Source organism: Streptomyces sp. NBC_00328, from assembly GCF_036139655.1.
GTDB lineage: Bacteria > Actinomycetota > Actinomycetes > Streptomycetales > Streptomycetaceae > Streptomyces.
In genome coordinates, this window is sequence record NZ_CP108013.1 from 3,667,966 (window position 1) to 3,694,171 (window position 26,206).

The following is a 26,206-nucleotide window of genomic DNA, read 5'->3' on the forward strand; positions in this document are numbered from 1 at the left end:
GCTCAACCCCTGACTTGACCGTCGGCGGACCCGAGCGGGCCCTCTCTCCCGCTCCCGACCGACACCCCGGATTCACGCACGATCTGCGTTCGCCACGCGGGCGTGAATCCACCGGCTTGAACCGAAGGCCCCGCTCCTCCCTTCCCCGGGAGAACGAGCGGGGCCTTCGGTGTGCTGCGGAATTCGTGCTGCGGGATTTGCGCTGAGGGATTTGCGCTGAGGGATTTCCATGCGGCACCTCAGCTGCCGGTCGCGAGCGCCGGTGCCGATCGCCGCCTGCCGCCTGCCGCGAGTCCAGTGCCGGTGCCTGCCTGCCTGCCTGCCGCGAGTAGCCGGTGCGGGCGCCTGCCGCGGGGCTAGGGCTAGCGTCGGCCGGAGCGGGCGGCCCGGGCGACGGCCACGACCGCCTTCTCCAGGGCGTACTCGGGATCGTCCCCGCCGCCCTTGACCCCGGCGTCCGCCTCCGCGACGGCCGTGAGCGCCATGGCGACCCCGTCCGGCGTCCAGCCGCGCATCTGCTGGCGCACGCGATCGATCTTCCACGGCGGCATCCCGAGCTCACGGGCCAGGTCGGCGGGCCTGCCGCCCCGCGCCGAGGACAGCTTTCCGATCGCCCGCACCCCTTGCGCGAGCGCACTGGTGATCAGGACGGGAGCCACGCCGGTCGACAGCGACCATCGCAGCGCCTCCAGCGCCTCCGCGGCCCGCCCCTCCACGGCCCGGTCGGCCACGGTGAAGCTGGACGCCTCGGCCCGCCCGGTGTAGTACCGCCCGACGACGGCCTCGTCGATCGTCCCCTCGACGTCCGCGGTCAGCTGCGACGCGGCGGACGCCAGCTCCCGCAGATCGCTCCCGATGGAGTCCACCAGCGCCTGGCAGGCCTCCGGAGTGGCAGCCCGGCCCAGCGCCCGGAACTCGCTCCGCACGAACGCCAGCCGGTCCGCCGGCTTGGTCATCTTGGGACAGGCCACCTCCCGGGCGCCCGTCTTGCGCGCGGCGTCGAGCAGCCCTTTGCCCTTGGCCCCGCCCGCGTGCAGGAGCACCAGGGTGATCTCCTCCGCGGGAGCCCCCAGATACGCCTTGACGTCCTTGATCGTGTCGGCCGACAGGTCCTGGGCGTTGCGGACGACCACGACCTTGCGCTCGGCGAAGAGCGAGGGACTCGTCAACTCGGCGAGCGTGCCCGGCTGAAGCTGGTCCGGGGTGAGGTCCCGTACGTCCGTGTCGGCGTCGGCGGCCCTGGCGGCGGCCACCACCTCCTGCACGGCACGGTCGAGCAGGAGATCCTCCTGGCCGACTGCCAGCGTGACAGGGGCGAGAGGGTCGTCTTGTGCGGTCTTCTTGGCCATCACCGAAAGCATCCCACGCGCCACTGACACCAAGCGCCGCGAGCCACAACCCGATACCGGCCCGGCTGGGCCGGCCTCGCGCGGCGTCACCGACTCGACCGGTCCGGGCGGCGCGGCCGACTCGACCTCGCGGGGCCGGCCTGGCTGACCGGCCCGGCCCGGCCTGGCACGGCTCGGCCCGGCCGGCCTGGCACGGCTCGGCATGGAGCGGCACGGCACGGCCCGGCCGGCCTGGCACGCCTGGCACGGCTCGGCATGGAGCGGGGCGGCGCGGCCTTGCCCAGCCTTGCCCGGCGCAGCCTTGCCCGGAGCGGCCCGGCGCGGCCTGCCGCAGCTCAGCCGGTCGCGGACCAGGCATATGGCGGCCCGGCGCGACTCGGCTCAGCCGAGCTGGTCTGGGCTCGGATCAGCCGAGCTTGTTCGTCTGGTCTGGTCTGGTCTACGGCTCCTCGTGCCAGCCGTCCCACTCGGCCGCGAACGCGTCCAGGTCCTTCGGGTCCAGCCGTGCCTCGGGGTCCGCCAGCACCACCAGCCACTGCGCGTCCTCGGCATCGTCCTCGCCCGCCAGGGCGTCCCGGACGAGCTGCGGCTCCTCCAGCAGCCCGAACCGGTCACCGACGGCCTCCGCCGCCTCTTCCGCTGCGTCACGGTCGGGCAGCACCAGTACATGTCTCACGTCGCTCACCCGAACATTTTCCGGTACGCCCGGCGCGGCCGACGCCGGGATCCGGGTCCGAAGCGTGTGATCTACGCGGCTTGCCGGACCACGGCCGCGGCTACCGGGCTTACTTGACCTCCGGCACCCGGTCCAGTTCGATCCCGAACCGCTCGCGATACATGACCAGCACCTCCTCGTCGCTCGCCAGTTCCGACACCTCCTTGGTCCCGTCGGCCGTCGACACGGTGAACCTGCGGCCGCTGAGCGTGATCCGGCCTCCGTCCTCGGTGACCCGTGAGCAGACCAGCGACCTGGTGAAGTGCGACAGCGGCGAGGTGGCGTGCCACCAGGCGCCGGCCACGAAGTCCCCGAGCGCACGCGGCCGTACCTCCAGCCGGTACTGGCGCTTGTCACCCAGGAACACGTCGAGGTCCTCGCACTCCCGGGAACCGCCCGCTCCCCGCACCCCCGCCGCGTCCGGCGCCGACTCCACGACCCGGAACATCCCTCCGGGGTCCCGCTGTTCGCCCCGCTCCGCGAACGACAGCGGGTAGTGGCTGTGGGCCCCGAAACCGACGTCGGTCAGCCAGTCGCCCCCGTCCACCGTCCGCACCCTCAGCGCGAGATGGTCGTAGGGGATCCCCGGCTTCCCCTCGTCCCCGTACACCCGCGCCGCGAGAAGCGTCACGTCGAAGCCCAGCGCACCCAGCAACGCCCCGAACGCGCCGTTCAGTTCGTAGCAGAACCCTCCTCTGCGCGCGCCCACCACCTTGTCCAGCAGCCTCTCCTCCTCCAGCACGATCTCCTCGCCGAGGTGGATCGACAGGTTCTCGAACGGCACCGTCCGCAGATGGCACAGCTGAAGGTCACGGAGCACATCGGACGTGGGCCACGCCGGGTGCTGGGCCCCGATGCGGCGTAGGTAGGCGTCGGCCTGTGCGGAATTCATGCGTTCAGTGTCGCGCCACCCCCAGCCCTTCGCCCTCACCGGTGACGGCGAGATCACCGTCCTCGTCGGTCCGCAGCACCACCGCGCCCCGGGCCCGCAGGGCCGCGACCGTGCTCGGAGCAGGGTGTCCATAAGGGTTGTCGCCGCCTACGGAGACGAGGGCGAGCCGCGGAGCCACCCTGCGTATGAGCTCAGGATCCTGATACGCCGATCCGTGATGGGCGACCTTGAGCACGTCCACACCGGCCAGCTCGGCGGCGGCCGGGGATCTCGCCAGCGCCCGCTGGGCGGGCGGCTCCAGATCGCCGAGCAACAGCAGCCGCAGCCCCGCGGACCGCACGAGCAGGGTGACACTGGCGTCGTTCGGGCCGTCCGGCGGCGGGAACGGATCCGGCGGCGGCCACAGCACCCGCCAGTCGAGGTCTCCCGCGCTCCGCCGCTCCCCCGCCACGGCCCGGGTCAGAGGGATGTGCCGTGCGAGCGCCTCCCGTCGTACGAACTCGGCCTGTTCCAGAGGCTCTTCGAAGCCGGTCGCCTCGATGGCACCCACCGAACGCCCCCGGAGCACACCGGGCAGGCCCGCGACATGGTCGGCGTGGAAGTGCGTCAGGACGACGAGCGGGATCCTGGTGACCCCGAGCGTGCTCAGACAGCGGTCGGCCAGCACCGGGTCGGGCCCGGCGTCCACCACCACCGCGCTGCCGTCCCCCACCGCGAGCACGCTCGCGTCGCCCTGCCCCACATCGCACATCGCGAACCTCCAGCCGGGCGGCGGCCATCCCGTGATCACCCTGGTGAGCGGCGGCGGCTGCACCACGAACAGCAGGAGCAGCACCGCGCCGATCCCACTGGGCAGCGGATGTCTCAGCAGCCGTCGGCCGACGGCGACGGCGACGACCGTGACGAGGGCCAGCAGCACTGCGCCCGTCCAGCTGTCCGGCCAGTCCACGCCCGCACCGGGCTGAGCCGCCCCCGTGCGCGCGATGTCCGCGATCCACCGGCCCGGCCAACTCGCCCACCACGCCAGGACCTCGGCCACGGGCATCGCCAAGGGGGCGGCCGCCAGCGTCGCGAACCCCAGCACCGTGGCCGGAGCGACCGCGAACTCCGCGAGGAGATTGCACGGCACCGCCACCAGGCTCACCCGCGCCGACAGCACGGCGACCACCGGCGCGCACAGGACCTGAGCGGCGGCGGCCGCGGCCAGCGCCTCGGCCACGTGTGCGGGCACCCGGCGTCGCTGGAGTGCCGCGCTCCAGCGCGGGGCGAGCGTGAGCAGGGCCCCGGTCGCGAGGACGGAGAGCAGGAACCCATAACTGCGGGCGAGCCAGGGGTCGTACAGCACCAGGAGCAGAACCGCGGCGGCCAGCGCCGGGATCAGCGATCTGCGGCGCCCGGTCGCGATGGCGAGCAGCGAGATCGCTCCACAGGCCGCCGCCCGCAGCACGCTGGGGTCCGGCCGGCAGACGATGACGAAGGCCAGGGTGAGCCCTCCGCCGAGCAGGGCGGTCGCCCGGAGCGGAACTCCGAGCCGCGCGGCGAGGCCCCGGCGCTCCACCCGCTGGGCGAGGCCCGGCGGCCCGATGAACAGCGCGAGGACGATGACGAGATTGCCCCCGCTGACGGCGAGGAGATGTGTGAGGTCGGTGGCCTCGAAGGCGGCGTCCAGCTCCGGCGTGACACGTGAGGTGTCCCCCACCACCAGCCCCGGCAGCAGCGCCCGCGCGTCCGCGTCCAGGCCGTCGGTCGCCTTTCGCAGCCCTTCGCGCAGCCTGCCCGCGAACCGCTGCGGACCGGACGGCGCTCCGACCACGTCCGGCGGCGCGCTCCCCCGTACGCGCAGCACCGCCGCGATGTCCTCCCCGTCCGACAGGGCGGGCACGACCCGCGCGGCCACACGCAGCCGGGTCGACGGCAGCAGCGACAGCCAGGGCGAGCGCCGGCCGGTCTCCCGGGTAGCACCGCGTCCCGAGCGCCCCCCGAACCCCCGAGGCGCACCTTGTCGCGAGCGGGCGTCGACGATCACCAGCACCGGTGTCCGGGTGGCCAGCACCGTGCCGTCCGCCTGGGTGACCCGCGTGATGTCGGCGTCGAACAGCAGGGCCGTCGGAGCGACGTGGTCCCCGCTGATCCGAGGCCGGGTGAGCTGGGGATCGGAGGTGATCTCCACCTCCGCGGTCACTTCGGCGTACCTCTCCGCCAGCGCTGGGACAGGCCCGCGTCGCAGATCCGCCGCGTGCAGCCCGGCGGAGGCCGCGGCGGCGGCGACACAGAGGAGCACGGCGGCGACGGACACCCACAACCCGCGGCGCACCACTCCACGCCCCTGCCCCTGCCCCGAGCCGGAACCTCCCCGCCCTGTGCCCCGCTCCGGGCCCGCTTCTCCCCGCCCCGCGCCGGAGCCTTCCGGCGCCGGCCCCGTACCCGTATCTCCATCTCCCCGTCCCGTCCGCGCGACTCTCCGCCCCGCCACCGACAGCGCGCCGGCCGCGACCAGGGACACGGCCGTGACAGCCGCGACCCGGCCCGGCGACGCTCCGACACTCACGGCCGCCGTGAGCCAGACCGCCGCGGCCGGTGCCACGAGCCGGAGATCGATCGGACCCTCCACCCTGGGGTGCGAGGCTCCCAGCCGCCTCCCAGAGGCCGCGTGCACGGGCCTCCGGCCGGTGGCGCCGGGCAATCCGGCGGCGCGCGTCCGGGAACCTCGCGCCTCCCCGGCCCCCGTCGCCGGTCGGGACCGGGGCTCCATCGTCGGCCGAGGTCCGGACTCCACCGTCATGAGACGCGCGCCCAAGCCTCTCGCCGCCGAGGACGTGGACTCCTCCGGCATCCTCACCGGCCCGCCGGACAGTCCGCTCAGCGCCGGGCCCGCCCGTTCGCCCCTCCTCCCGGTACCGGAACCGCTCATGGCCGCACCAGATGCCGGAGATCGGCGAAGCGGCGGTCTCCGATCCCGTTCACTTCGCGCAGCTCGTCTACCGAGCGGAACCCGCCGTGCGCCGTGCGGTAGTCGATGATGTGCCGGGCGAGGACGGGCCCGACGCCGGGCAGGCTGTCGAACTGGTCGACGGTGGCCGTGTTGAGGGGAATCGGCGCTGAGGGCACCGCTCCCGCCGCGGATCCTGCGGCACCGAAGGCCACGGAGCCTCCGGAGCCGCCCGGTCCGGCTCCCGTCGGGGCCGCGGACGCGCCGACCACGATCTGTTCACCGTCCACGAGGATCCGGGCGCGGTTGAGGCCGTCGGTGTCCGTGCCGGGCCGTAACCCGCCGGCGGCTCGCAGGGCGTCCTCGACGCGGGACCCGGCCGGCAGGCGCTGGAGTCCGGGCGTGCGCACCTTTCCGCCCACGTCCACGACGACCACACCCCCGCCGACGGCGGCGCTCGAAACTCCGGCCGGGGCACCGGATTCCAAGCCCGGCCCGTCGCCCGGTGCGTGCTTCCCGCCGTACGGTGCGGTGGCGCTCACCACCTCCGGAGCCCGGACCGGTCGCGTCCGGCCCGCCCAGAAGTGCTGCACGGCGAAGGCGGCGGCCACGACCAGCAGCACGGTCAGCGCGGCCACGCTCCTGCGTTCCAGACCGCACCGCGACTGGAGCCACAACGGGAGCCGCTCCCGCACGGCGAGCCCGGCCCGGTCTCGCCACACGCCCGCTTCCCCGGCCGGATCATGCGAGGCCGGGACACCCGCGGTGGCGGGGACCGGCCCACCGTCGGGCGCCTCGCTCGCGGTCCAGGCACTCACGGTCCGCGCGCTCGCCGTCGGAGTGCTCGCCGTCGGTGTGCTCAGGGGCGCCGTCCTGTCGGCCGTCCAGCCTTCTGCCCGCAGGGTCCGTCCTGGGTCCGGGACCGTGTCGCGGCCGTGGGCCTCGGTCCGGGGATTCCAGGGGTCCCGGACCGGATCGGCCATAAAGCCCGTGCCCGCTGCCGTGTTCGCCCTGGGGACGTCCCCGGCATCGCGGTCCGTCCACGGCGGGCCGTTCCCCGACTCGCGCCGCCCCTGGGCGTGTTCGGTGAAGAGCGCGTCGGCGCGCAGCCGAAGGGCCGCGGCCGAAGCCTCGTGACGACGGGTCCGGGTTCGCCCGTCGCGACGGCGATGGCGGCTGCGGCTGTCGGAGTGGGGGCCACGACCCGGTCCACTGGTCGGGGTCGCGGTGCGGGAGCTCGATCGAAGTGCCATGCGGCGAGGATGCGGCAACCCGCCGCCCTCGCGATGATCATGCTCAATTCCGGTGGAAAGCACCCCAGTTGTGGATAACCCCGTCACCCGCACGAGCGACGCACGCGAGTGACGCAGGTGCCGGCCTCCTCATCGAGGCGAGACGACCGCCGCCAGCAGACCGGGTCCGGTGTGCGCTCCGATCACCGCGCCGACCTCGCTCACATGCAGCTCGGCAAGGCCTGGCACCCGGGCCCGCAGCCGGTCCGCGAGGGCCGACGCCCGCTCGGGGGCCGCCAGATGGTGAACGGCGATGTCGACCTGTGCGCTGCCCGCCCGGTCGACGACGATCTCTTCCAGGCGCGCGATCGCCTTGGACGAGGTCCGGACCTTTTCGAGGAGTTCGATGCGGCCGTCGCGGAGCTGCAGCAGCGGCTTCACCGCGAGCGCGGAACCCAGCAGCGCCTGCGCGGCCCCGATCCTGCCGCCACGGCGGAGGTAGTCGAGAGTGTCGACGTAGAAGTGGGCGGACATGCCCGCGGCCCGCTTCTCGGCGGCCGTGACCGCGTCGTCGACGCTCCCGCCCGCCTCGGCGGCATCGGCGGCGGCCAGCGCGCAGAACCCGAGAGCCATGGCGACCATTCCGGTGTCGACGACACGCACCGGCACCGGGGCGTCGCGGGCCGCGAGCACCGCGGCGTCGTAGGTGCCCGAGAACTCCGAGGAGAGGTGCAGCGAGACGATCCCGGTGGCGCCGGACTCGGCGACCTCGCGGTAGGTCGCGGCGAAAGTCTCGGGGCTGGGCCGGGACGTCGTGACCGGGCGCCGCTTCTGCAGTGCCAGGGCCAGGGAGCGCGCCGAGATCTCGGTGCCCTCTTCGAGCGCCTGGTCCCCGAGGACCACGGTCAGGGGAACCGATGTGATGCCGTGGCGCTCCATCGTCCGCGGCGGCAGGTAGGCCGTTGAATCGGTGACGATCGCGACATGGCGGGACATGATCTGGAGATTACCTGGCGGGACGGGTGCGCGGCAGCCCGACCCCTTCCACCTGCGGTCGCGACGGCCGGATCATGTCGTGCTCTCGGGGCGGGGCTTCTTTTGCCAAGGGTAGGTGGGCCGTTGGCCGGGCGGTGTGATGGCCGAAGGCCTCGACCCGTCCTCGGAACGGGACTGCGGGCTCCGAGGCCCGCTCTGTCCGTCGGAGGTGCCCGTGTCCGCGGCGGGAGCGTCGGGCCAGGACGTGGCCGGACCGGGCTCCTTGGTCCAGTGGCGCAGCGCGCCGGCCTCCACGTCGATCTGTGCGCTCAGTGTGTCCAGGTCGTCACCGGCGAAGCGGTGGGCCCGGTCGCGGGCGGCCCAGCGCAGCGAGTCCGCCGACTGCGTGATCCGCTGGGTACGCTCACGCAGACCCGGGAGCCGGGTGGCGAGCGTGTCCCGGTCGGGCTCGGCCTCCAGACGCTTCAGTTCGGCGTCCAGCTCGTGCCCGTGGGCGCTGAGCCGCTCGAAGAGGCTCAGGGACTCCTTGAGGGACTCGTCCTCCACCGCGCTCGCCTGGAGCGCGTCCTGGGTGGCGCGCATCGAGGTGCGCAGCGTCAGTCTGAGCTGGGCGAGCTCGCCCTGGGGTCCGAACTGGGCGAAGGTCTTCGCGCGCAGGGTGGTGTCCTCGACCGTGCGGCGGGCCTGCGAGATGGTGCGGTCCACACCGCGCTTGGCGGCACCGATCACCTTCACCGTCGCATACGCGCCGAACACCACGAACAGCAGGAAGAGCAAGGCGATTACGGTGATCACGGTACCCATCACACTCCTCCTCCGACCGGCCGCGGCATCTTTCGCCGCGCTCTCAACGGTAAACGCTGCGGGCAGGTTCGGAGTTCCGGAAGGACCCCGAACCTGCCCGTAGGGGACTACCCCGAGCCGGTCGGCTACGCCGTGACGATGTTCACCAGCTTCGGCGCGCGCACGATCACCTTGCGGATCCCCGCGCCGCCCAGCGCCGCGACGACCTTCTCGTCGGCCAGCGCCACCTTCTCCAGCTCGGCGTCGGTGATCGACGGGGAGACCTCCAGGCGGGCCTTGACCTTGCCCTTGATCTGCACGACGCAGGTCACGGCCTCGTCGACGACGTACGCGGGGTCGGCGACGGGGAAGTCCTGGTGGACGACCGTGTCGGCGTGGCCCAGTTTGCGCCACAGTTCCTCGGCGATGTGCGGGGCCAGCGGCGCGACCATCAGCACCAGGGCCTCGGCGACCGGGCGAGCGACCGGGCCGCCCACCTTGGTCAGGTGGTTGTTCAGCTCGGTGACCTTGGCGATGGCGGTGTTGAACCGCATGCCCTCCAGGTCCTGGCGTACACCGTCGATCGCCTTGTGCAGGGCACGCAGCGTGTCCTCGTCCGGCTCGGTGTCGACGACCGTGACCTCGCCGGTCGCCTCGTCGACGACGTTGCGCCACAGCCGCTGCAGCAGGCGGTACTGGCCCACCACCGCGCGCGTGTCCCAGGGGCGGGACACGTCCAGGGGACCCATCGCCATCTCGTACAGGCGCAGGGTGTCCGCTCCGTACTCGGCGCAGATCTCGTCCGGGGTGACCGCGTTCTTCAGGGACTTGCCCATCTTGCCCAGCAGCCGGGAGACCTTCTCGCCCTGGTAGTAGTGCGCGCCGTCGCGCTCCTCCACCTCGGCGGCCGGTACGGCGATACCGCGGCTGTCGCGGTACACGTAGGCCTGGATCATGCCCTGGTTGAACAGCTTGTGGAACGGCTCGGCCGACGAGACGTGGCCCAGGTCGAACAGGACCTTCGACCAGAAGCGGGCGTACAGCAGGTGCAGCACGGCGTGCTCGGCGCCGCCGACGTACAGGTCGACGCCGCCGGTCGGCCGGCCCTCGCGCGGGCCCATCCAGTACTGCTCGATGGCGGGGTCGACCAGCTTCTGGTCGTTGTGCGGGTCCAGGTAGCGCAGCTCGTACCAGCAGGAACCGGCCCAGTTGGGCATGGTGTTGGTCTCGCGGCGGTACTTCCGCGGGCCGCGGCCGTCCCCCAGGTCCAGGGTGACGGCGACCCAGTCCTCGTTGCGCGACAGCGGGGTCTCCGGGGACGTGTTCGCGTCGTCCGGGTCGAAGGTGCGCGGCGAGTAGTCCTCGATCTCCGGCAGTTCCAGGGGCAGCATCGACTCGGGCAGCGAGTGGGCGACGCCGTCCTCGTCGTAGACGATCGGGAAGGGCTCGCCCCAGTAGCGCTGGCGGCTGAACAGCCAGTCGCGCAGCCGGAAGTTGACGGTGCCCTCGCCGATGCCCCGGCGCTCCAGCCACTCCGTGATGCGCGCCTTGGCGTCGACGACGCCCAGGCCGTCCAGGGAGATCTCGTCGCCGGCGGAGTTGACGATCTTCGCGTCGTACGAGGCGAAGGCGTCGTCCCAGGTGGAGGCGTCGGTGCCGCGGTCGTCCGAGGGCTCGACCACGCAGCGCATGGGCAGTTCGAAGGCGCGCGCGAACGCGAAGTCGCGGGTGTCGTGCGCCGGGACGGCCATGATCGCGCCGGTGCCGTAGCCCATCAGGACGTAGTCGGCGATGAAGACCGGGACCTTCTCACCGTTGACCGGGTTGGTCGCGAACGCGCCGGTGAAGACGCCGGTCTTGTCCTTGGCCTCGGCCTGCCGTTCGACGTCGGACTTCGAGGCGGCCTGCGCGCGGTAGGCGGCGACGGCCTCGGCGGGCGTCGCGTGACCGCCGGTCCACACCTCGTGGGTGCCCTCGGGCCAGGCGGCCGGGGTGAACTTCTCGACCAGCGGGTGTTCCGGCGCCAGCACCATGTAGGTGGCGCCGAACAGGGTGTCCTGACGGGTGGTGAAGACCGTGATCGCTTCGCCGTCGATCGGGAAGTCGACGCGCGCGCCCTCGGAGCGGCCGATCCAGTTGCGCTGCTGCAGCTTGATGGCCTCGGGCCAGTCCAGCGCGTCCAGGTCGTCCAGCAGGCGGTCCGCGTAGGCGGTGATGCGCATGTTCCACTGGCGCAGCTTGGCCTTGAAGACGGGGAAGTTGCCGCGCTCGGAACGGCCGTCGGCGGTGACCTCCTCGTTGGCCAGGACGGTGCCCAGGCCGGGGCACCAGTTGACCGGCGCGTCGGAGGCGTACGCCAGGCGGTAGCCGCTCAGGACGTCGGCGCGCTCGACGGCGCTCAGCTCGTTCCACGCGCGCGTGGTGCCGCCGGCGGCGGGGACGCCACGCTCACCGCTCTCGAACTGGGCGACCAGCGCCGCGATGGGGCGGGCCTTCGAGGCCTCCTCGTCGTACCAGGAGTTGAAGATCTGCAGGAAGATCCACTGGGTCCACCTGTAGTACTCCGGGTCGATCGTGGCGAACGACCGGCGCTTGTCGTGGCCCAGGCCCAGCGCGCGCAGCTGGGACTTCATGTTCGTGATGGCGGCCACGGTGGTCACCCGGGGGTGCTCGCCGGTCTGCACGGCATGCTGCTCGGCGGGCAGGCCGAAGGCGTCGAAGCCCAGGGTGTGCAGGACGTTGTGACCCGTCATGCGCTGATACCGGGCGGACACATCGGTGGCGATGTAGCCCAGGGGGTGACCCACGTGCAGTCCCGCACCCGAGGGGTACGGGAACATGTCCATGATGAACTTCTTGGGCCGGGCGACCAGCTCGGGGTCCCCGGCCAGGTCGCCGGTGGGGTTCGGGGCCTCGTACGTGCCCTCGGCGTCCCAGAAGTCCTGCCAGCGTGCCTCGATGTCGGCGGCCAGGGCGGCCGTGTAGCGGTGCGGCGCGGCCGGCTCGGCGGTAGCGGCAGCGGTGTTCGTCTCGCTCATGTCCTCAAAGCTCCATCGATCGTCTCTGCCAGCAGAAATGAAAAAACCCCTCGCACAGGAGGGGACGCCGCGCTGATGCCGACCACGATGCGTCAGCGGTCGGGACTGATCAGCGCGGCTCGCTAAGCAGAAGGCGTACGGCACGCATGGCGTCAGGGTACCGCAGGGCCCATGCGGGCCGCGACGAGCTTTCGGGCCTGTCGGCACCGCGCACCGCCGGGACGGACGGCAAAAAATTGTTGACTAATGTTCAAATTTTACTTCGCTTAACGGACGCTTGCGGACAACACAAAGACCTCATTGCCCTTTGGTAACAAGGCAATAACTCAAACGTGGAGCTCGGCGCCATTTCTCGACCTAGAGTGCGCCTTCGGGACCGCTTCCCCGAACCGTAGGGAGTACCCCTCATGAACCCTCGTCGTAACAACAGCTCGCTTCCCCGGACGGGCCGTTCGGCCTACGGGGTGGCCTCGGCTGCCGCCCTGCTCCTCATACCCGTGATCGTGCTGGTGGGAGGCACCGCGGTTCAAGATTTCCTGAACTTCGGCGCCGGCGTCCTGTCGCTGGTCTCCCTGACCTGCTCGGTGATCTGGGGCCTGGTCGCCCAGGACCGGCTCCTCCTCGACACACGTCAGCGGATCATCGCGCAGGGCGTCCACCGCGTGACCGCCGTCGGCTCGATCGCGTTCCTCCTGGTGCACATCACCGTCAAGCTGGCACTGGACCACACCGTCCTGATCGCCGCGCTGATCCCCTTCAGCCTGGGCGTCACGGGCCTCGGCGGGCTCATCGGCCTCGGCTCGCTGGCCGGCCTGCTCATGATCTTCGTGGGCATCACCGGCGCGCTGCGCAATCAGTTCGCCGCGCCGGCCGTGGTCGCAGCCCGCTGGCGCGCGATGCACATGCTGGCCTACCCCGCACTGTGCGCGGCCCTGGTCCACGGCTTGTTCGCGGGGCGCCCGGCGAAGACCTTCTTCATGGTCTCGTACGAGTTGTGCCTGGTCGGCGTCATGGCCGCCCTCGTGCTGCGTGCCGCCCCGAACGCCGTCAAGTACAAGGTCGCGGCGCGGATCCTGGCGCTCACCGGCGGCGGCAGCGCCCGCGGGTTCCGCGAGGACCTGGAGGCGTCCCGCGCCGCCGCGGTGGAGTCGCCGCAAGGAGGTTCCGCGGGTCGCTCCGACCGGCGTGCCGACTCCGTCCCGTCCCCGCGCAAGGAGCGCAAGGAGCCCTCGTCCCCGCAGTTCGGCGGCGCCCCCGACCCCGCGGACTCCGGCTTCGCGGCGGCCTACCGGACCGTGGCGACACCCGGCGACGCACCTGCGGCTCCCGAGACCCAGCAGTTCCAGATGCCCATGAACGCGCAGCCCGCCGAGACGTTTCCCCGCGTCGGCAACGGCGGCGGGCAGGCCGGCTGGCCCGTTCCCACGTCGGCCCCCGTCGGCGAGGCCCCGGCATCGGCGTACGACCCGCTCAACGACACCGGATACACCGTCCCCGTCTACGGCAATCCGCCTGCCGGGAACTACGGCACGAGTGATGTGTACAACACCGGTGAGACGAACGCGTCCTACCGCACGTACAACACCAATGACACGTACGACAGCGGTCCCACGACTGACGTACTGCCGGGCGCCTTCGACGCTCCTGGCTCCGGTGAATCATGGAATGCCCCTTCCGGAGGCTTTAAGTGAACGAGGCCCTGCCCGACGTCCCGGAAGTCCGCGTAGTCGGACTTCCGCAGCTCACGTCGGGTTTCGACCTGGTTGAACGTCTTGATCTGCCCATGCACCTCAAGGTGCACGGTCCGCTCGAACCCCTGGGCGGAGAAGAACTCGCGAGCCTCGCCGAGGACATCAATCTGAAGGGCCGCGGCGGGGCGGGCTTCCCGTTCGGCAAGAAACTGCGCTCGGTCGCCGAATCAGCCATCAAGAAGGGCATCCGCCCGGTGGTGGTCGTCAACGGGAGTGAGGACGAACCGGCCTGCCGCAAGGACACGGTGCTCATCAACCGTGCCCCGCACCTCATCCTCGACGGCGCTCTCCTGGTCGCGGAGGCCATGGGCGCCCGCCAGCTCGTGATCGGCGTGACCCGCGAGTCCACCCAGCGCTCCATGGAAGCGGCGCTGTCCGAGCGGGGGCTCAGCAACCGCAGGGGGTCACCCCTTCGCGCGCGCGTGCAGCGCAATCCGGTACGCATGGTGACCGGCGCGGCCGCGTCGCTGATCCGCTCGATCGACGGCGGCCCGGCCGTGCCGCCCGGCCGCAAGGTCAGCGCCTCCCAGTCGGGTGTCGGGGGCGCTCCCACCCTCCTGTCGAACGCCGAGACGTTCGCGCAGCTGGCCATCGCCGCCCGCATCGGCCCCGACCGCTACCGCAACACGGGCCTGTACGACGAGCCCGGCACCGTCATGCTCACCGTCTCGGGCGCGGTCGCGCGCCCCATGGTGATCGAGGTCCCCACCGGCGTACCCCTGCGATACGTGCTCCAGCTGGCCGGCGCCCCGGCGATGCCCCAGGGCGTCCTGACCGGCGGCTACCACGGCAAGTGGCTGGACGCGGCGACGGTCAACGAGGCGATCATCTCGCGGGACTCCCTGGCCGCGGTGGGCGGCGCGCTCGGCGCCGGCGCGATCCTCCCCATCACCCAGGAGACCTGCCCCCTCGGCGAGTCGCTGCGCGTGGCGCAGTGGCTGGCCGACGAGAGCGCGGGACAGTGCGGTCCCTGTTACCTGGGTCTGCCCGCCGCGGCGCGCGGCCTGGCGGACATCCTCAACGGCGGCGGACCGGCGGCGCTCGAAGCGGTGAAGCAGGTCGCCAAGTCCGTGAAGCGGCGCGGCGCCTGCTCCCACCCGGACGGCTCGGCGATGTTCATCGAGTCGACCCTCAAGGCGTTCACGGACGACCTGGCCGCGCATGTCCTCGGAAACGGCTGCGGAAGGCCCGTGGAAGGCGTTCTGCCGCTCTTCGAGGACGGCCAGCTGCCCCTGAGCATCATGGGCGGCCAGAGCGAGCAGGAGGCGGGTCCCAGCCGCCAGAAGATCTTCGTCGACTGGACGCTGTGCCGCGGGCACGGCCTGTGCGCCGATCTCCTTCCCGAGGTCTTCGAACTGGGCGCCGACGGCTTCCCCACCGTCGCGCAGGCTCCGGTGCCGCAGTTCGCCGAGGCGAAGGCCCTGCGCGCGGTGCGCCGCTGCCCGGCGCTCGCCCTGCGCATCGAGGAGGACACCCGGGGCTCTGCGCCCTCGCGCAACCTGCCGGTCCTCTCGCAGGGGCGTGGGCGCCGCGCGCTCGGCAGCGGCCGCTGACACGAAGGAGCGGGCCACCAGGAACCGGTGGCCCGCCTCCGATACATTCCGCGCGGTTGCCGGCCGGCCGTTCCGCGAGAGCACGGGAAAACGAAGAAGCGGACCACCCTGATCGGGTGGCCCGCTTTCAACGTCTGTGGAGCTAAGGAGAATTGAACTCCTGACCTCCTGCATGCCATGCAGGCGCTCTACCAACTGAGCTATAGCCCCTTGTGGCCACGCGGCGAGACCGCGTTTTCACCGTGTCGCCGGTTTCCCCGGCGGCGACGCCAACATTACACGGTCCCCCTGGTGAACCACCAAATCGTTTCCCGTCTGTACCGATTCGGGCTTCATGTCGCATAGCGCGGGCCCCGCCACGTGCCATGTCCGCCCGGATACGACCACTGGGCCGAACGGGGTTCGAGGAGGCGCGGGGCGGGTTTCTCCGGACAACGACGGACAGGGACGCCACCCGGGGCCGCTGCACGGCTTCTGACGGGCTTCAGGGGGCACAGCGGACTCCGCCCGGCCTTCCGGGGCGCGGACGATGCGCGGAGGCCGCTCCAGGGCGGCTGTGGTGTCCCGCTCGCGCGTACGCACCGGGGCGGGTGCGGTGTCGGCACGGTGCGTGCGGGGCGGGAACTGCGCCGGAACGGCAGCGGATTGACGCCGCCGGCCCGCCGAGAGGGAATCCGCGCCCGTCGGGCCGACCGGGGCCGGACCGCCCCGCGGCGGGACGGACCCCGGTCCGGGCCGACGCCGAGCCGGCGGGCACAGGGCCAGGCCGTCCCGGTGTCGTACAGCGCCGGGGTCACACGGCCCCGGGGGCACGTGGTCCCCGGGTCAGGCCGTGGCGAACGAATAGAAGCGCTTGAGCGTGCAGTGCTCGTCGAGGAGCCGTGCGTAGATCGGCTCGCCCTCCAGCTCGCGGTACGTCTCGATCGGGTCGCCTTTTATGATCAGCGCCCGCGCGCATTCCTCGCACCAGTACTGGTAGTCGTGGTTGACCGGTTCCATGTCGCGGACGATCGGCGTACCACTGCCGCACCAATCGCATTTCCGCCTGTGTGCACCCATCAATCAGCTCCAGCTGTGGCCGCAGGCCGTGCACACGTAGGAGATTCCACCATTGTCACCGAGAACCTGGGCAACGTGGACCGATCCGCAGGAAGGGCAGTCGAGGAGGGTGGCTTTCTTACGGTTCAGTGCCACTTCGAGGAGATCGTCGACCTCCTCGAGGATGCTGGCAGGCATCGCTACTCCCTCCCGTCGGGCCGCGCCCCCTTCCGGCCGTTTGATTCTGCCACGGCCGGAGCAATACGGTCAGCGACGCCTTCGTACCAGTCCGGACACGGGCACCCAGCACGGCCCTGGCGACCGGCGCATACGAGCACGCCAGGAGCGCGTCCGCAAAGGTATACGCCCCAGGGACCCCAAGTGACTCAAGCGGGTTCGAGATGAGTGTGCCCAAGACCACGGCCCCCCATGAGCCAGAGAGGGCGCGCGGCTCCTGACGGTGTCACGGAGGCTGCCGGGGCGACGCGTCCGGGGTGGTCCACGACACGCTTTCGGAGTCCGTCCGCCCAACTGCGCCCGCCTCGGCGCGTTCTTCCGAGGCCGGACCCCAACTCCGGTGCGAGCAACGAAAAATCCCGCTCCCTCACGGGAACGGGATCTTTCATGACGCTGTCCGACAACTCGAGAGAGTCGGTCTGTGGAGCTAAGGAGAATTGAACTCCTGACCTCCTGCATGCCATGCAGGCGCTCTACCAACTGAGCTATAGCCCCTTGCGTTCTTCCCGCCCTGCGGGCCGAACAAGAAGAACTTTAGCCTGCGACCAGCCGGAAAGTGAAATCCGGTCCTCCCGGGCCCGCGCGACCGGACGGAGAGCCGTCCGGCCCCCTCAGTCGTCGTCGCCGAGGACCGGTTCCGGCAGCGTTCCGGCGTTGTGCTCCAGCAGCCGCCAGCCGCGGACGCCCTCGCCGAGGACGGACCAGCAGCAGTTGGACAGACCGCCGAGGCTCTCCCAGTGCTGGGACTCCAGACCGAGCAGACGGCCGATCGTGGTGCGGATCGTGCCTCCGTGGCTGACGACGACGAGGGTGCCGTCGTCCGGCAGCTTGTCGGCGTGCCGCAGCACCACGGGGGCGGCGCGGTCGGCGACCTCGGTCTCCAGTTCGCCCCCGCCGCGCCGCACCGGCTCACCGCGCTTCCACGCGGCGTACTGCTCGCCGTGGCGGGCGATGATCTCCTCGTGCGTCAGCCCCTGCCAGACGCCCGCGTAGGTCTCGCGCAGGCCCTCCTCGTGGGTGACGTCGAGGCCGGTGAGGACGGCCAGCTCGGCGGCCGTCGCGGCGGCGCGCTGGAGATCCGAGGCGACGATGGCGTCGGGCCTCAGGGAGGCGAGCAGCCGGGCGGCGCGGACGGCCTGCCCGACGCCCGTCTCGGTCAGCTCGACGTCCGTCGAACCCTGGAAGCGGCGGTCCACGTTCCAGGAGGTCTGGCCGTGCCGCCACAGGATGACCCGACGGCCCCTGCCCGGCTTCGCCTCGGCGGTCGCGCCCGCGGTCTCGCGGGCCTCGGCGGTCACCGCAGCTCCTCCATGCCGACGGAGTCCTCCTCGGCCTGGAACTTGGCGTGCTCGGCGGCCTTGCCGCGGGTCGCCTTGGCCTCGGCGGGCAGGTCGAGCTCGGGGCAGTCCTTCCACAGCCGCTCGAGGGCGTAGAAGACGCGCTCCTCGCTGTGCTGGACGTGCACCACGATGTCGACGTAGTCGAGCAGCACCCAGCGCGCCTCGCGGTCGCCCTCTCGGCGCACCGGCTTGGCGCCGAGCTCCTTGTTCAGGCGCTCCTCGATCTCGTCGACGATCGACTTGACCTGACGGTCGTTGGGCGCGGACGCCAGCAGGAAGGCGTCGGTGATGGAGAGCACATCGCTGACGTCGTAGGCGATGATGTCGTGCGCGAGCTTGTCTGCGGCCGCCTGTGCGGCGGCATTGATGAGCTCGATGGAGCGGTCCGTGGCGGTCACTACGCGGCTTTCCGTCGGCGGTCGGTTACGACTCAAGGGTCTCACGGACCGCCGAGGACACCCCACGCGTTTCCGGGGCCACGCCCCGGGGCCGGGCCCCGGGGCGTGATGCCGGTCACCCGCGGGTCACCCCGTCGAGCGGCTGGTGATCTTGTAGTCCTGGCCGAGGACGACGGACACGTCCGCGTTGCCGGCGGCCTTGCCCTTCTTCACGGTGCTGCCGGGCAGACCCAGGGTCTTGGCGACCTCGACGGCGTCTTCCTTTCTGGCGGCATCGCTGTACGTGATCTGGGACACGCTCCGGGCGGCGGCCGAGGTGCCGGAGTCCAGGAACGTGTAGCCGCCGTTGACCAGGGCGATCCGGGCCTGGCCGGTGGCCGCCTTGACGCCGGTGGCGTTCTCGATGCCGACGCGCACCGCGGAGCCCGCCTCGGGGCTCTTCGCCGTACCGCCCAGGACGTTCTTGATCACGCTGTCGGAGGTGCTCGCGGTCAGCGTGCCGTCCTGCTGCACGGGCAGCAGCGCGGTCTTGTAGTCGCCGCCCTTGGCGAGGTCGGCGAGCTTGGCGAGGAAGGCGCCGAGGTCCTGGTCGGTCAGGGACGGGTCGAGGATCTGGGCCAGCGTCTGCACAGTGGTGGTGGCGGCCTGCTTGTCCGAGGACAGTTTGCGCATCACCCCCTGCATGACCTGTCCGAACCGCTCGAGCTGCGCGTTCTGGGCCTCGTCCGCGGCCTGGTAGGTGGCGTAGGCGACGGCCATCTTGCCGCTGAGGGTCTGGTCCTCGCCCTTCTTGACGAGCGGGGGGTCGCTCTTCTTCTTGGAGGCGGGGTCCGGAACGTCGGTGTTGGTGGTGACCTCGATGTCTCCGACGAGTTCGACGAGGTTGTTCAGGTAGGGGGTGTCGAGCCGCCAGGTGCCCTGGATGCTGGTTCCCAGCACGGTGTCGAGCGCTTCCCGTGTCCCGGAGGAGCCGTCCGTGTCGACGGACTTGGCGAGCGTGGTCGTCGAGCCGTCGTCGTCCGTCAGGGCGAGGGAGTTGGGCAGCAGGACGGTGGTGCCCTGCTCGGTGGTGGTGTTGTCGACGAGCAGGGCCGTGGCGGTGCCGCCGCCCTTGGTGTTGTGCAGGTGGACGACGACCACGTCGCGCTTCTGCGCGGCGACGGGCGTCGTGGCCCCCGGCTTGGCGTCCTCGGCGGTGCCGGGAAGCTTGCCCGCGTACCAGAGGTAGCCCGCGCCGCCGACCACGACCAGGGCCACGACCACGACCAGGGCGACGATCCTGCTGCGGGCGCGGCGCTTGGCCTCCTCGCGGCGCTCGGTGCGGTTCTCGGTGAACTTCAGCCAGTCGATGACGTCCTCGGACTCGGTCTCCTGGTCCTCGACGAAGGCGAACTGCTCGGTGCCGTAGTCCCGGTCGGCCCGGGGAGCGTCGTCCTCGGCCGGCCCGGCCTGCTGCGGGATGCGGGCGGTCTGCTCGGCGACCCGGGGCTGGCGGCCGGTGCTCGCGGCGCCCGCCGTGTCGGCGCTCCGCCCGTAACCGTCGTACGGAGTCCGGGTGGTCCCGGTCCCGGTTCCGCCGGCCCGGGGCGCACCCGTGCCGAACGGGTCGAAGGAGTCGTACGAGGAGGCGGCCGGCTGCTGACCGGTGTCGTACGGCGACACCGTCTCCTGCCTGCCGGTGTCATAGGGAGACACCGTCTCGTGCTGACCGGTGTCATAGGACGACACAGGTGGCTGGTGGCCCGTGTCGTAGGGCCGGACGGGTTCCTGACGGCCCGTCGCATAGGGGTCGTAGCCGTAGCCAGGCTGCTGCCCGGCGTCGTAGCCGTCGTACCCCTGGGCGGGCTGCTGCGGGATCTGCCGGTACACAGGCTGCCCGTACTCGTCGTAGCCGACGAGTACGTACTGCTGGTCGCCGCCGCCCGCGTATCCGTCGTATCGGTCGTTCACCGGGTGCCCCTCTCGGCTCACTGGCCGCGGTACAGCTCACGCTTGTCGATGTAGCGCACCACACCGTCCGGCACCAGATACCAGACGGGGTCGCCCTTGGCGACTCTCGCACGGCAGTCTGTGGACGAGATGGCGAGCGCGGGAACCTCGACCAGCGAGACACCGCCCTCCGGGAGCCCCGGGTCGGTCAGGGTGTGACCGGGCCGGGTGACCCCGATGAAGTGCGCAAGGGAGAACAGTTCTTCCGTGTAGCGCCAGGTGAGGATCTGGCCGAGCGCGTCCGCGCCGGTGATGAAGAAGAGATCCGCGTCGGGGTTGAGCGCGTGCAGGTCGCGCAGGGTGTCCGTCGTATAGGTCGGGCCGCCGCGGTCGATGTCGATCCGGCTGACCGAGAACTGGGGGTTCTCGGCGGTCGCGATGACCGTCATCAGATAGCGGTCCTCGGCGGGCGTGACCATGCGGTCGGTCTTCTGCCACGGCTGCCCGGTCGGCACGAACACCACCTCGTCGAGGTGGAACTGCGCGGCGACCTCACTGGCCGCGACCAGGTGTCCGTGGTGGATCGGGTCGAAGGTGCCGCCCATGACGCCGAGCCGGCGCTTGCCCGGGTTCGAGGGGCCGTGGCCGGTGCCGGTCACGAGGCGCTTCACCGCGCCGCCGGCCGCCGCGCCCGCGCCGCCCGTGGCGCCGCCGACGGCGCCGCTCTCCGTGTCACTCGCCGGACCGGTAGGCATGTCCTGCTCTCCCATGCGTGCAGACCCTACCGGCCCGGCCGACGGGCTCCGGCCGACAGGGGCCCCGAGCGGGCCCGGGAGGCTCAGCGGTCGCGGTTGAAGCGCGTGGTGATCCACAGCAGCAGGAGCAGGATGAACAGCGCCCCGCCGCCGGTCAGATACGGGCTGAGGCTCTCGTGGTTGCCGCCGTTCTCGCCCTCGGCGACGACGGTGGCCAACTGTGCGGCGGTGTGCTGGAAGCTCATCTCGGCAGAACCTATCCAGTGGGTGCGGGATAAAGATGTCGGCCCATCGTATGCGGGCGCCCACACAGCGAACACGCCGACTCCGCCGTTGGGGACGGCGCTCCGCCCGTCGGTCCGCGGCCGGTCGTCAGTCGTCGCGCTTGTAGCCGCGCAGCAGGAACCAGGCCGTCAGGACCACGCCGACGACCATGACGATCAGCACGACGCGGAGCAGATCGCCCGGACCCTGCCTGTCTGCGGCCGAGGCGGCTTCCGTGAGCCACGTGGCTGCGGGGATGTGCTCCATGTCGTACGACTCCTTCTCTGTACTGCCCGTCAACGGTATCTCCGCCTAGGCTGGGCTCTGCCTCGGGGGGACAGAAGGCACTCAGACGCACATGGGGGAAGACATGTCCGACGGCGACCAGGGACGGAACGGGCACGAGAACGTGCCGAGCAGGCAGCGCAGGCGCTTCGAGGGGATCTCCTCGCGGGCCTACGAACACCCGGCGGACCGCTCGGCCCTGGTGGCCCTGCGCAAGCTCAGCGGTTTCGACACGGTCTTCAAGGCACTGAGCGGTCTGCTGCCCGAGCGCAGTCTGCGGCTGCTCTTCCTGTCCGACTCGGTGCGCGTCTCGGACGCCCAGTTCACGCACCTCAACGACATGCTGCGGGACGCCTGTTACATCCTGGACCTGGAGAAGGTCCCGCCGATGTACGTGAACCAGGACCCGCAGCCCAACGCGATGTGCATCGGGCTGGACGATCCGATCATCGTCGTGACGACCGGGCTCGTCGAGCTCCTCGACGAGGAGGAGATGCGGTCGGTCATCGGCCACGAGGTCGGCCACGCGCTGTCCGGTCACGCCGTCTACCGCACGATCCTGCTGTTCCTCACGAATCTCGCGGTCCGGGTCGCCTGGATCCCGCTGGGGAACCTCGCGATCATGGCGATCGTGACCGCGCTGCGTGAGTGGTTCCGCAAGTCGGAGCTGTCGGCGGACCGGGCGGGGCTGCTGGTCGGACAGGACCTGCGGGCCTCGATGCGCGGTCTGATGAAGATCGCGGGCGGCAATCACCTGCACGAGATGAACGTGGACGCGTTCCTCGCGCAGGCCGAGGAGTACGAGTCGGCGGGCGACCTGCGGGACTCCGTGCTCAAGATCCTGAACGTGCTGCCGCGCACCCACCCCTTCACCGCGGTCCGCGCGGCCGAGCTGAAGAAGTGGGCGGAGTCCCGCGACCACCAGCGGATCATGGACGGCCACTATCCGCGGCGCGACGCGGACAAGGACACCTCGGTGTCGGACTCCTTCCGGCAGTCGGCGGCCAGCTACGCCAGCGACATGAAGAACTCCAAGGACCCGCTGATGAAGCTGGTCAGCGACATCGCGGGCGGCGCGGGCGACCTCGGGGGCCGGGTACGGCGCGGTTTCGGGGGCTTCGCGGGCGGCGCGCCCAAGGACGGCGCGGCCGACGGGGACGCCGCAGGCACCGGCAGCGGCACCGGGCAGGCGCCGCGCGAGGACCGCGCCAAGGACCGCTCCGAGGACGAGGGCACCGGCACCGACGGCCAGGACTGATCGCCCCCGCCGGATCGCGCCGCCGCGCCGGGGGTGCCGCCGGCCGCCGCCGGGCGGCGGCGCCCGGCGGTCCGGTCACACCCTCGGCTGCGCGCTTCTTGCCAGCGAACCGCACACGGCGGTGGCGCTGCCGGTGGCGTACGGGTCGGTACCGGCCGGCCCGCCCGCCTTGGCCGTCTCGCCCGCGAGCAGCGGCCGCAGCCGGCTCACCGGGTCGTCGGAGCAGGCGAGCGGGCCCGCCTGGACATAGGACACCACCAGTTCGGCCTGGTGCATGCGCAGGTCGTCGCGGTCGAAGCGGAAGGTCAGCTCGCGCCGCACGGTGAACAGGGAGGCCTTGGCCCCGGCGTTCGCACCCGTCGGCTTCAGCGCGTAGACGAAGGTGTGGTCGGCGACGACCTCCAGGGTGTTCGCGTCGGACTCGGCCGCCTGGAGGGTTCCCTGCACCCGGATCCCCTTGTCGGCGAGCTGCGTCCGGGTCGCGTCGAAGCGAATCAGCCAGCCGGTGGGGGCGTGCCGTCCGTCGGCGGCCGGGTGGTCGAAGCTCCGGTCGAACTGGTCGAGCTGCCGCGGGTCGAGCAGGATCCGTACGGGCCGGGTGGCGCCTCCGGTCAGCACGCTCGGGTCGAGGGAGGACTCGACGAGGTAGTCCTTGGCGGTGGTCAGGGCGGTGACGACCTGACTGTCGGAGAAGTGCGCGGTGCGCCGGACGGCGGGCATGGTGATGCCGTCGGCCCCGGTGCGGAACTGGGCGGCCGGGCTGCCGGTGAACAGCTCGTCGGTACTGGCCGAGCCCGGGACGGCGGTCCCCGGAGCGAGCGGGATCACCGTCATGCGCAGCGGTTCGGCCGACCGGGTGGCGGTGGTCGGGTACGGGTGGTGTACGCCCATGTAGATCGCGGTGCCGAAGGCGATGGCTATCAGCAGGACGAGGATCAGTGCCTGCCGGGACAGCCCGCGCTGAAGGGGCGGGCGGCGGCGTACGGCCGGGCTGTGGTCGGCCATGCGTTCCCGGGCGGAGAACTCCTGGAGGCGGGCAGCGCGGACGAACGACTCGTCGAAGACGACGGATCGGTACTCGTCCTCGCCACCGGCGGGAGCACCCTCGGGTGTCCCCTCAGGTGGGTCTCCAGGCCCGCCCATACCTTCAGAGTAGGTCTCCGGGGGCTCCGGTAAACGCTGTGGTGCGCGACAAGTTCTGACAGGTTCCCACCAGGGTGGTCACGCTGTGCGGCGAACGTCGCTGCCTCGGTGGGGAGACCGGTGTCAGGGGGTGCGCGGCACCGCCGACACCGCAGGACGGGAATCGCCGACGGAGGCGGAGGGGCCCGGGCCGGTGATCTTCTCCTGGCCCTGTTCGAGGCCGGAGGAGGCGGGTGAGGGGACCTGGTCCTGGCCGTCGGAGGAAGCGCCCCGGTAGACCGCCGTGAAGGCGAGGGCGACCATCCCGATGCCCATGACGAGGGCGAGGAGCCAGGCGACGTGGCGGTGCCAGCGGGCCTGCCTGCCGTAGGGCCGGCCGTACATCCCCGGGAAGCCGTGGCGGCCCTCCAGGACCTCGGAGTCGTCCGGATCGTCCAGGTCGGGATCGTATGCGAAGTCGCCGTGGTCGTCGGGGCCGAAGCCGTCCTCGTAGCGTTCGTCGTCGCCGCGGGCGCCGCGGGCACGCGCCCGGCGGGCCTCGGCCTCGGAGGCCTCCGCGCGGGCCTGGGCGGCCGCGAGCAGCCGCTCCACGGCGGTCGGTTCATGGAACGCCGCCGCCCTTACGAAGTCCTCGTCGAAGACCACGGAGGCGAACTCTTCGTCCGCGCCCCCGCGGTCGTGGTCGTCGTCGGGCTCCCAGCCGTCAGGGAACGGCGTGCCCCCCACGTCCTCCGGCACGGATCCAGAGTAGACCTGAGGGGTCAATTTGGGCAGACGGTACGGAAATTCGACCGCAGGACGGGACAGCGCCTCAGTGGACCGCGGGCCGTGAACGGTCCGCCGCGCGCCCCGGCGCCCGGCGCCGCGCCGCCCGCGCGCCCCGGCGGACCTCGGGCGGGACCGGGGCTCCAGGGCTCTCACGGGGCCGCCTCCGGCTTCGGGGACGCCGCCGTGGCCGCGCCCCCGCCGGTGTCTCAGCGGCGGATGTGGCCGTCGCCCGTGACGATGTACTTGGTGCTCGTCAGCTCCGGCAGTCCCATCGGACCGCGCGCGTGGAGCTTCTGCGTGGAGATGCCGATCTCGGCACCGAAGCCGAACTGGCCGCCGTCGGTGAAGCGGGTCGAGGCGTTCACGGCGACGGTCGTGGAGTCGACCAGCTGGGTGAAGCGGCGCGCGGCCTGCTGCGAGGTGGTGACGATGGCCTCGGTGTGGCCGGAGCTCCACAGCCGGATGTGCGACACGGCCTTGTCGAGCGAGTCGACGACCGCCGCCGCGATGTCGTAGGAGAGGTACTCGGTGTCCCAGTCCTCCGCCGTGGCCTCCACGACGGTGGCCTTGGAGTCCTCGGCGTAGGCGAGGACGCGCTCGTCGGCGTGCACGGTGACCCCGGCGTCCGCGAGGGCGTCCAGGGCGCGCGGCAGGAACGCGGCGGCGATGTCCTGGTGGACCAGGAGGGTCTCCGCGGAGTTGCAGACGCTGGGCCGCTGGGCCTTGGAGTTGATCAGGATGTCGATCGCCATGTCGAGGTCGGCGTTCGCGTCGACGTACACATGGCAGTTGCCGGTGCCGGTCTCGATGACCGGGACGGTGGACTCCTGGACGACCGTGCGGATCAGGGAGGCGCCGCCGCGCGGGATGAGGACGTCGACCAGGCCGCGGGCGCGCATCAGTTCACGGACCGACTCGCGGCCCTCGCCGGGCACGAGCTGGATGGCGTCGGCGGGCAGTCCGGCGCCGCCGACGGCGTCGCGCAGGACCCGCACGAGGGCCGTGTTCGACTCGTAGGCGGAGGACGAGCCGCGCAGCAGGACCGCGTTGCCGGACTTCAGGCACAGGGCGGCCGCGTCGACGGTCACGTTCGGCCGGGCCTCGTAGATGATGCCGACGACGCCGAGCGGGACGCGGACCTGGCGCAGGTCGATGCCGTTCGGGAGGGTCGAGCCGCGGACGACCTCGCCGACCGGGTCGGGCAGCGCCACCACGTCGCGGACGTCGGAGGCGATCGCGCGCACGCGCTCGGGGGTGAGCGTGAGCCGGTCGATGACGGTCTCGCTGGTCCCGGCCTCGCGGGCGCGCTCGATATCCTTGGCGTTGGCGGCGACGATTTCGCTCGTACGCACTTCCAGCGCGTCCGCGATCGCGAGCAGCGCGTCGTCCTTCTCGGCCCGCGGCAGCGGCGCCAGGTCGGCGGCGGCGGACTTCGCGCGATAGGCGGCCTGGGCGACCGGGGACATGGAGTCGTACGGCGAGAGCGTGGTCATGAGGGAAGGGTAGTGCGCCCGGAGAGCCGGGCCCGCGGTCGTCCCATACGACGAGACGGG

22 protein-coding genes and 2 tRNA genes are annotated in these 26,206 nt (G+C 71.7%); 3 read left to right on the top strand and 21 right to left on the bottom strand.

Annotation, left to right across the window (positions count from 1 at the left end):
* Positions 1–362: 362 nt before the first annotated feature.
* The 8 genes from holA to leuS form a co-directional block, all read right to left on the bottom strand.
* Positions 363–1,349, bottom strand: coding sequence for a DNA polymerase III subunit delta (holA, locus tag OG485_RS16090; protein ID WP_443048708.1), 987 nt, complete (start codon positions 1,347–1,349; stop codon positions 363–365).
* 439 nt (positions 1,350–1,788) lie between these two features.
* Positions 1,789–2,034: a hypothetical protein gene (locus OG485_RS16095; RefSeq protein WP_328669008.1), complete on the bottom strand. Its 246-nt coding sequence runs from the start codon at positions 2,032–2,034 to the stop codon at positions 1,789–1,791.
* 100 nt (positions 2,035–2,134) lie between these two features.
* Positions 2,135–2,956: an arylamine N-acetyltransferase family protein gene (locus OG485_RS16100; protein WP_328669009.1), complete on the bottom strand. Its 822-nt coding sequence runs from the start codon at positions 2,954–2,956 to the stop codon at positions 2,135–2,137.
* Positions 2,957–2,960: 4 nt separating this feature from the next.
* Positions 2,961–5,612, bottom strand: a complete 2,652-nt coding sequence (locus OG485_RS16105; protein ID WP_328669011.1) for a ComEC/Rec2 family competence protein — start codon at positions 5,610–5,612, stop codon at positions 2,961–2,963.
* Positions 5,613–5,863: 251 nt separating this feature from the next.
* Positions 5,864–7,138: a helix-hairpin-helix domain-containing protein gene (locus OG485_RS16110; protein WP_328669013.1), complete on the bottom strand. Its 1,275-nt coding sequence runs from the start codon at positions 7,136–7,138 to the stop codon at positions 5,864–5,866.
* A gap of 129 nt (positions 7,139–7,267) precedes the next feature.
* A complete protein-coding gene (locus OG485_RS16115) occupies positions 7,268–8,113 on the bottom strand; it encodes a DegV family protein (RefSeq protein ID WP_328669014.1) in 846 nt (281 codons plus the stop codon).
* Positions 8,114–8,185: 72 nt separating this feature from the next.
* Positions 8,186–8,917, bottom strand: a complete 732-nt coding sequence (locus OG485_RS16120) for a hypothetical protein (protein WP_328669016.1) — start codon at positions 8,915–8,917, stop codon at positions 8,186–8,188.
* Between the two features lie 125 nt (positions 8,918–9,042).
* On the bottom strand, positions 9,043–11,934 hold the full coding sequence (gene leuS, locus OG485_RS16125; RefSeq protein WP_328669018.1) for a leucine--tRNA ligase: 2,892 nt from the start codon (positions 11,932–11,934) through the stop codon (positions 9,043–9,045).
* A 407-nt stretch (positions 11,935–12,341) separates the two neighbouring features.
* Between leuS and OG485_RS16130 the strand changes: the two genes are divergently transcribed.
* Both OG485_RS16130 and OG485_RS16135 read left to right on the top strand, forming a co-directional pair.
* Positions 12,342–13,625: a cytochrome b/b6 domain-containing protein gene (locus tag OG485_RS16130; protein WP_328669020.1), complete on the top strand. Its 1,284-nt coding sequence runs from the start codon at positions 12,342–12,344 to the stop codon at positions 13,623–13,625.
* The gene (locus tag OG485_RS16135) at positions 13,622–15,238 is read left to right on the top strand and encodes an NADH-ubiquinone oxidoreductase-F iron-sulfur binding region domain-containing protein (protein ID WP_328669022.1); all 1,617 of its coding nucleotides are present in this window, start codon (positions 13,622–13,624) and stop codon (positions 15,236–15,238) included. The genes OG485_RS16130 and OG485_RS16135 overlap by 4 nt, the downstream gene beginning before the upstream one ends.
* Before the next feature lie 137 nt (positions 15,239–15,375).
* On the opposite strand, the gene OG485_RS16140 is transcribed toward OG485_RS16135, so the two are convergent.
* The 10 genes from OG485_RS16140 to OG485_RS16185 all read right to left on the bottom strand — a co-directional run bounded on the left by OG485_RS16140 (position 15,376) and on the right by OG485_RS16185 (position 21,499).
* A tRNA-Ala gene (locus OG485_RS16140) sits at positions 15,376–15,448 on the bottom strand.
* A 615-nt stretch (positions 15,449–16,063) separates the two neighbouring features.
* Positions 16,064–16,297 (bottom strand): hypothetical protein, encoded by a 234-nt coding sequence (locus OG485_RS16145; RefSeq protein WP_037618755.1) that lies wholly within the window; start codon positions 16,295–16,297, stop codon positions 16,064–16,066.
* 3 nt (positions 16,298–16,300) lie between these two features.
* Positions 16,301–16,474, bottom strand: coding sequence for a hypothetical protein (locus OG485_RS16150; RefSeq protein ID WP_261702676.1), 174 nt, complete (start codon positions 16,472–16,474; stop codon positions 16,301–16,303).
* A gap of 461 nt (positions 16,475–16,935) precedes the next feature.
* A tRNA-Ala gene (locus OG485_RS16155) sits at positions 16,936–17,008 on the bottom strand.
* Between the two features lie 116 nt (positions 17,009–17,124).
* On the bottom strand, positions 17,125–17,811 hold the full coding sequence (locus OG485_RS16160; protein ID WP_328669029.1) for a histidine phosphatase family protein: 687 nt from the start codon (positions 17,809–17,811) through the stop codon (positions 17,125–17,127).
* The gene (rsfS, locus tag OG485_RS16165; protein WP_326787839.1) at positions 17,808–18,251 is read right to left on the bottom strand and encodes a ribosome silencing factor; all 444 of its coding nucleotides are present in this window, start codon (positions 18,249–18,251) and stop codon (positions 17,808–17,810) included. Before rsfS ends, OG485_RS16160 begins: the two co-directional genes overlap by 4 nt.
* A gap of 126 nt (positions 18,252–18,377) precedes the next feature.
* Positions 18,378–20,201, bottom strand: coding sequence for an LCP family protein (locus tag OG485_RS16170; protein ID WP_328669031.1), 1,824 nt, complete (start codon positions 20,199–20,201; stop codon positions 18,378–18,380).
* A gap of 17 nt (positions 20,202–20,218) precedes the next feature.
* The gene (nadD, locus tag OG485_RS16175) at positions 20,219–20,950 is read right to left on the bottom strand and encodes a nicotinate-nucleotide adenylyltransferase (RefSeq protein ID WP_328669033.1); all 732 of its coding nucleotides are present in this window, start codon (positions 20,948–20,950) and stop codon (positions 20,219–20,221) included.
* 68 nt (positions 20,951–21,018) lie between these two features.
* Positions 21,019–21,180, bottom strand: coding sequence for a hypothetical protein (locus OG485_RS16180; protein ID WP_037618764.1), 162 nt, complete (start codon positions 21,178–21,180; stop codon positions 21,019–21,021).
* 127 nt (positions 21,181–21,307) lie between these two features.
* Positions 21,308–21,499, bottom strand: coding sequence for a hypothetical protein (locus OG485_RS16185; RefSeq protein WP_328674861.1), 192 nt, complete (start codon positions 21,497–21,499; stop codon positions 21,308–21,310).
* Positions 21,500–21,569: 70 nt separating this feature from the next.
* Here OG485_RS16185 and OG485_RS16190 point away from each other — a divergent pair, with 70 nt between their 5' ends.
* Entirely contained in the window at positions 21,570–22,742 is a 1,173-nt protein-coding gene (locus OG485_RS16190; protein WP_328669036.1) for a M48 family metallopeptidase, read from the top strand.
* 75 nt (positions 22,743–22,817) lie between these two features.
* Here OG485_RS16190 and OG485_RS16195 read toward each other — a convergent pair whose 3' ends face one another.
* The 3 genes from OG485_RS16195 to OG485_RS16205 all read right to left on the bottom strand — a co-directional run bounded on the left by OG485_RS16195 (position 22,818) and on the right by OG485_RS16205 (position 26,146).
* A complete protein-coding gene (locus OG485_RS16195; RefSeq protein ID WP_328669038.1) occupies positions 22,818–23,885 on the bottom strand; it encodes an SCO2583 family membrane protein in 1,068 nt (355 codons plus the stop codon).
* 123 nt (positions 23,886–24,008) lie between these two features.
* Positions 24,009–24,623, bottom strand: coding sequence for an SCO2584 family spore wall biosynthesis protein (locus OG485_RS16200; protein ID WP_443048709.1), 615 nt, complete (start codon positions 24,621–24,623; stop codon positions 24,009–24,011).
* Between the two features lie 236 nt (positions 24,624–24,859).
* On the bottom strand, positions 24,860–26,146 hold the full coding sequence (locus OG485_RS16205; protein ID WP_328669041.1) for a glutamate-5-semialdehyde dehydrogenase: 1,287 nt from the start codon (positions 26,144–26,146) through the stop codon (positions 24,860–24,862).
* Between the last annotated feature and the right edge of the window lie 60 nt (positions 26,147–26,206).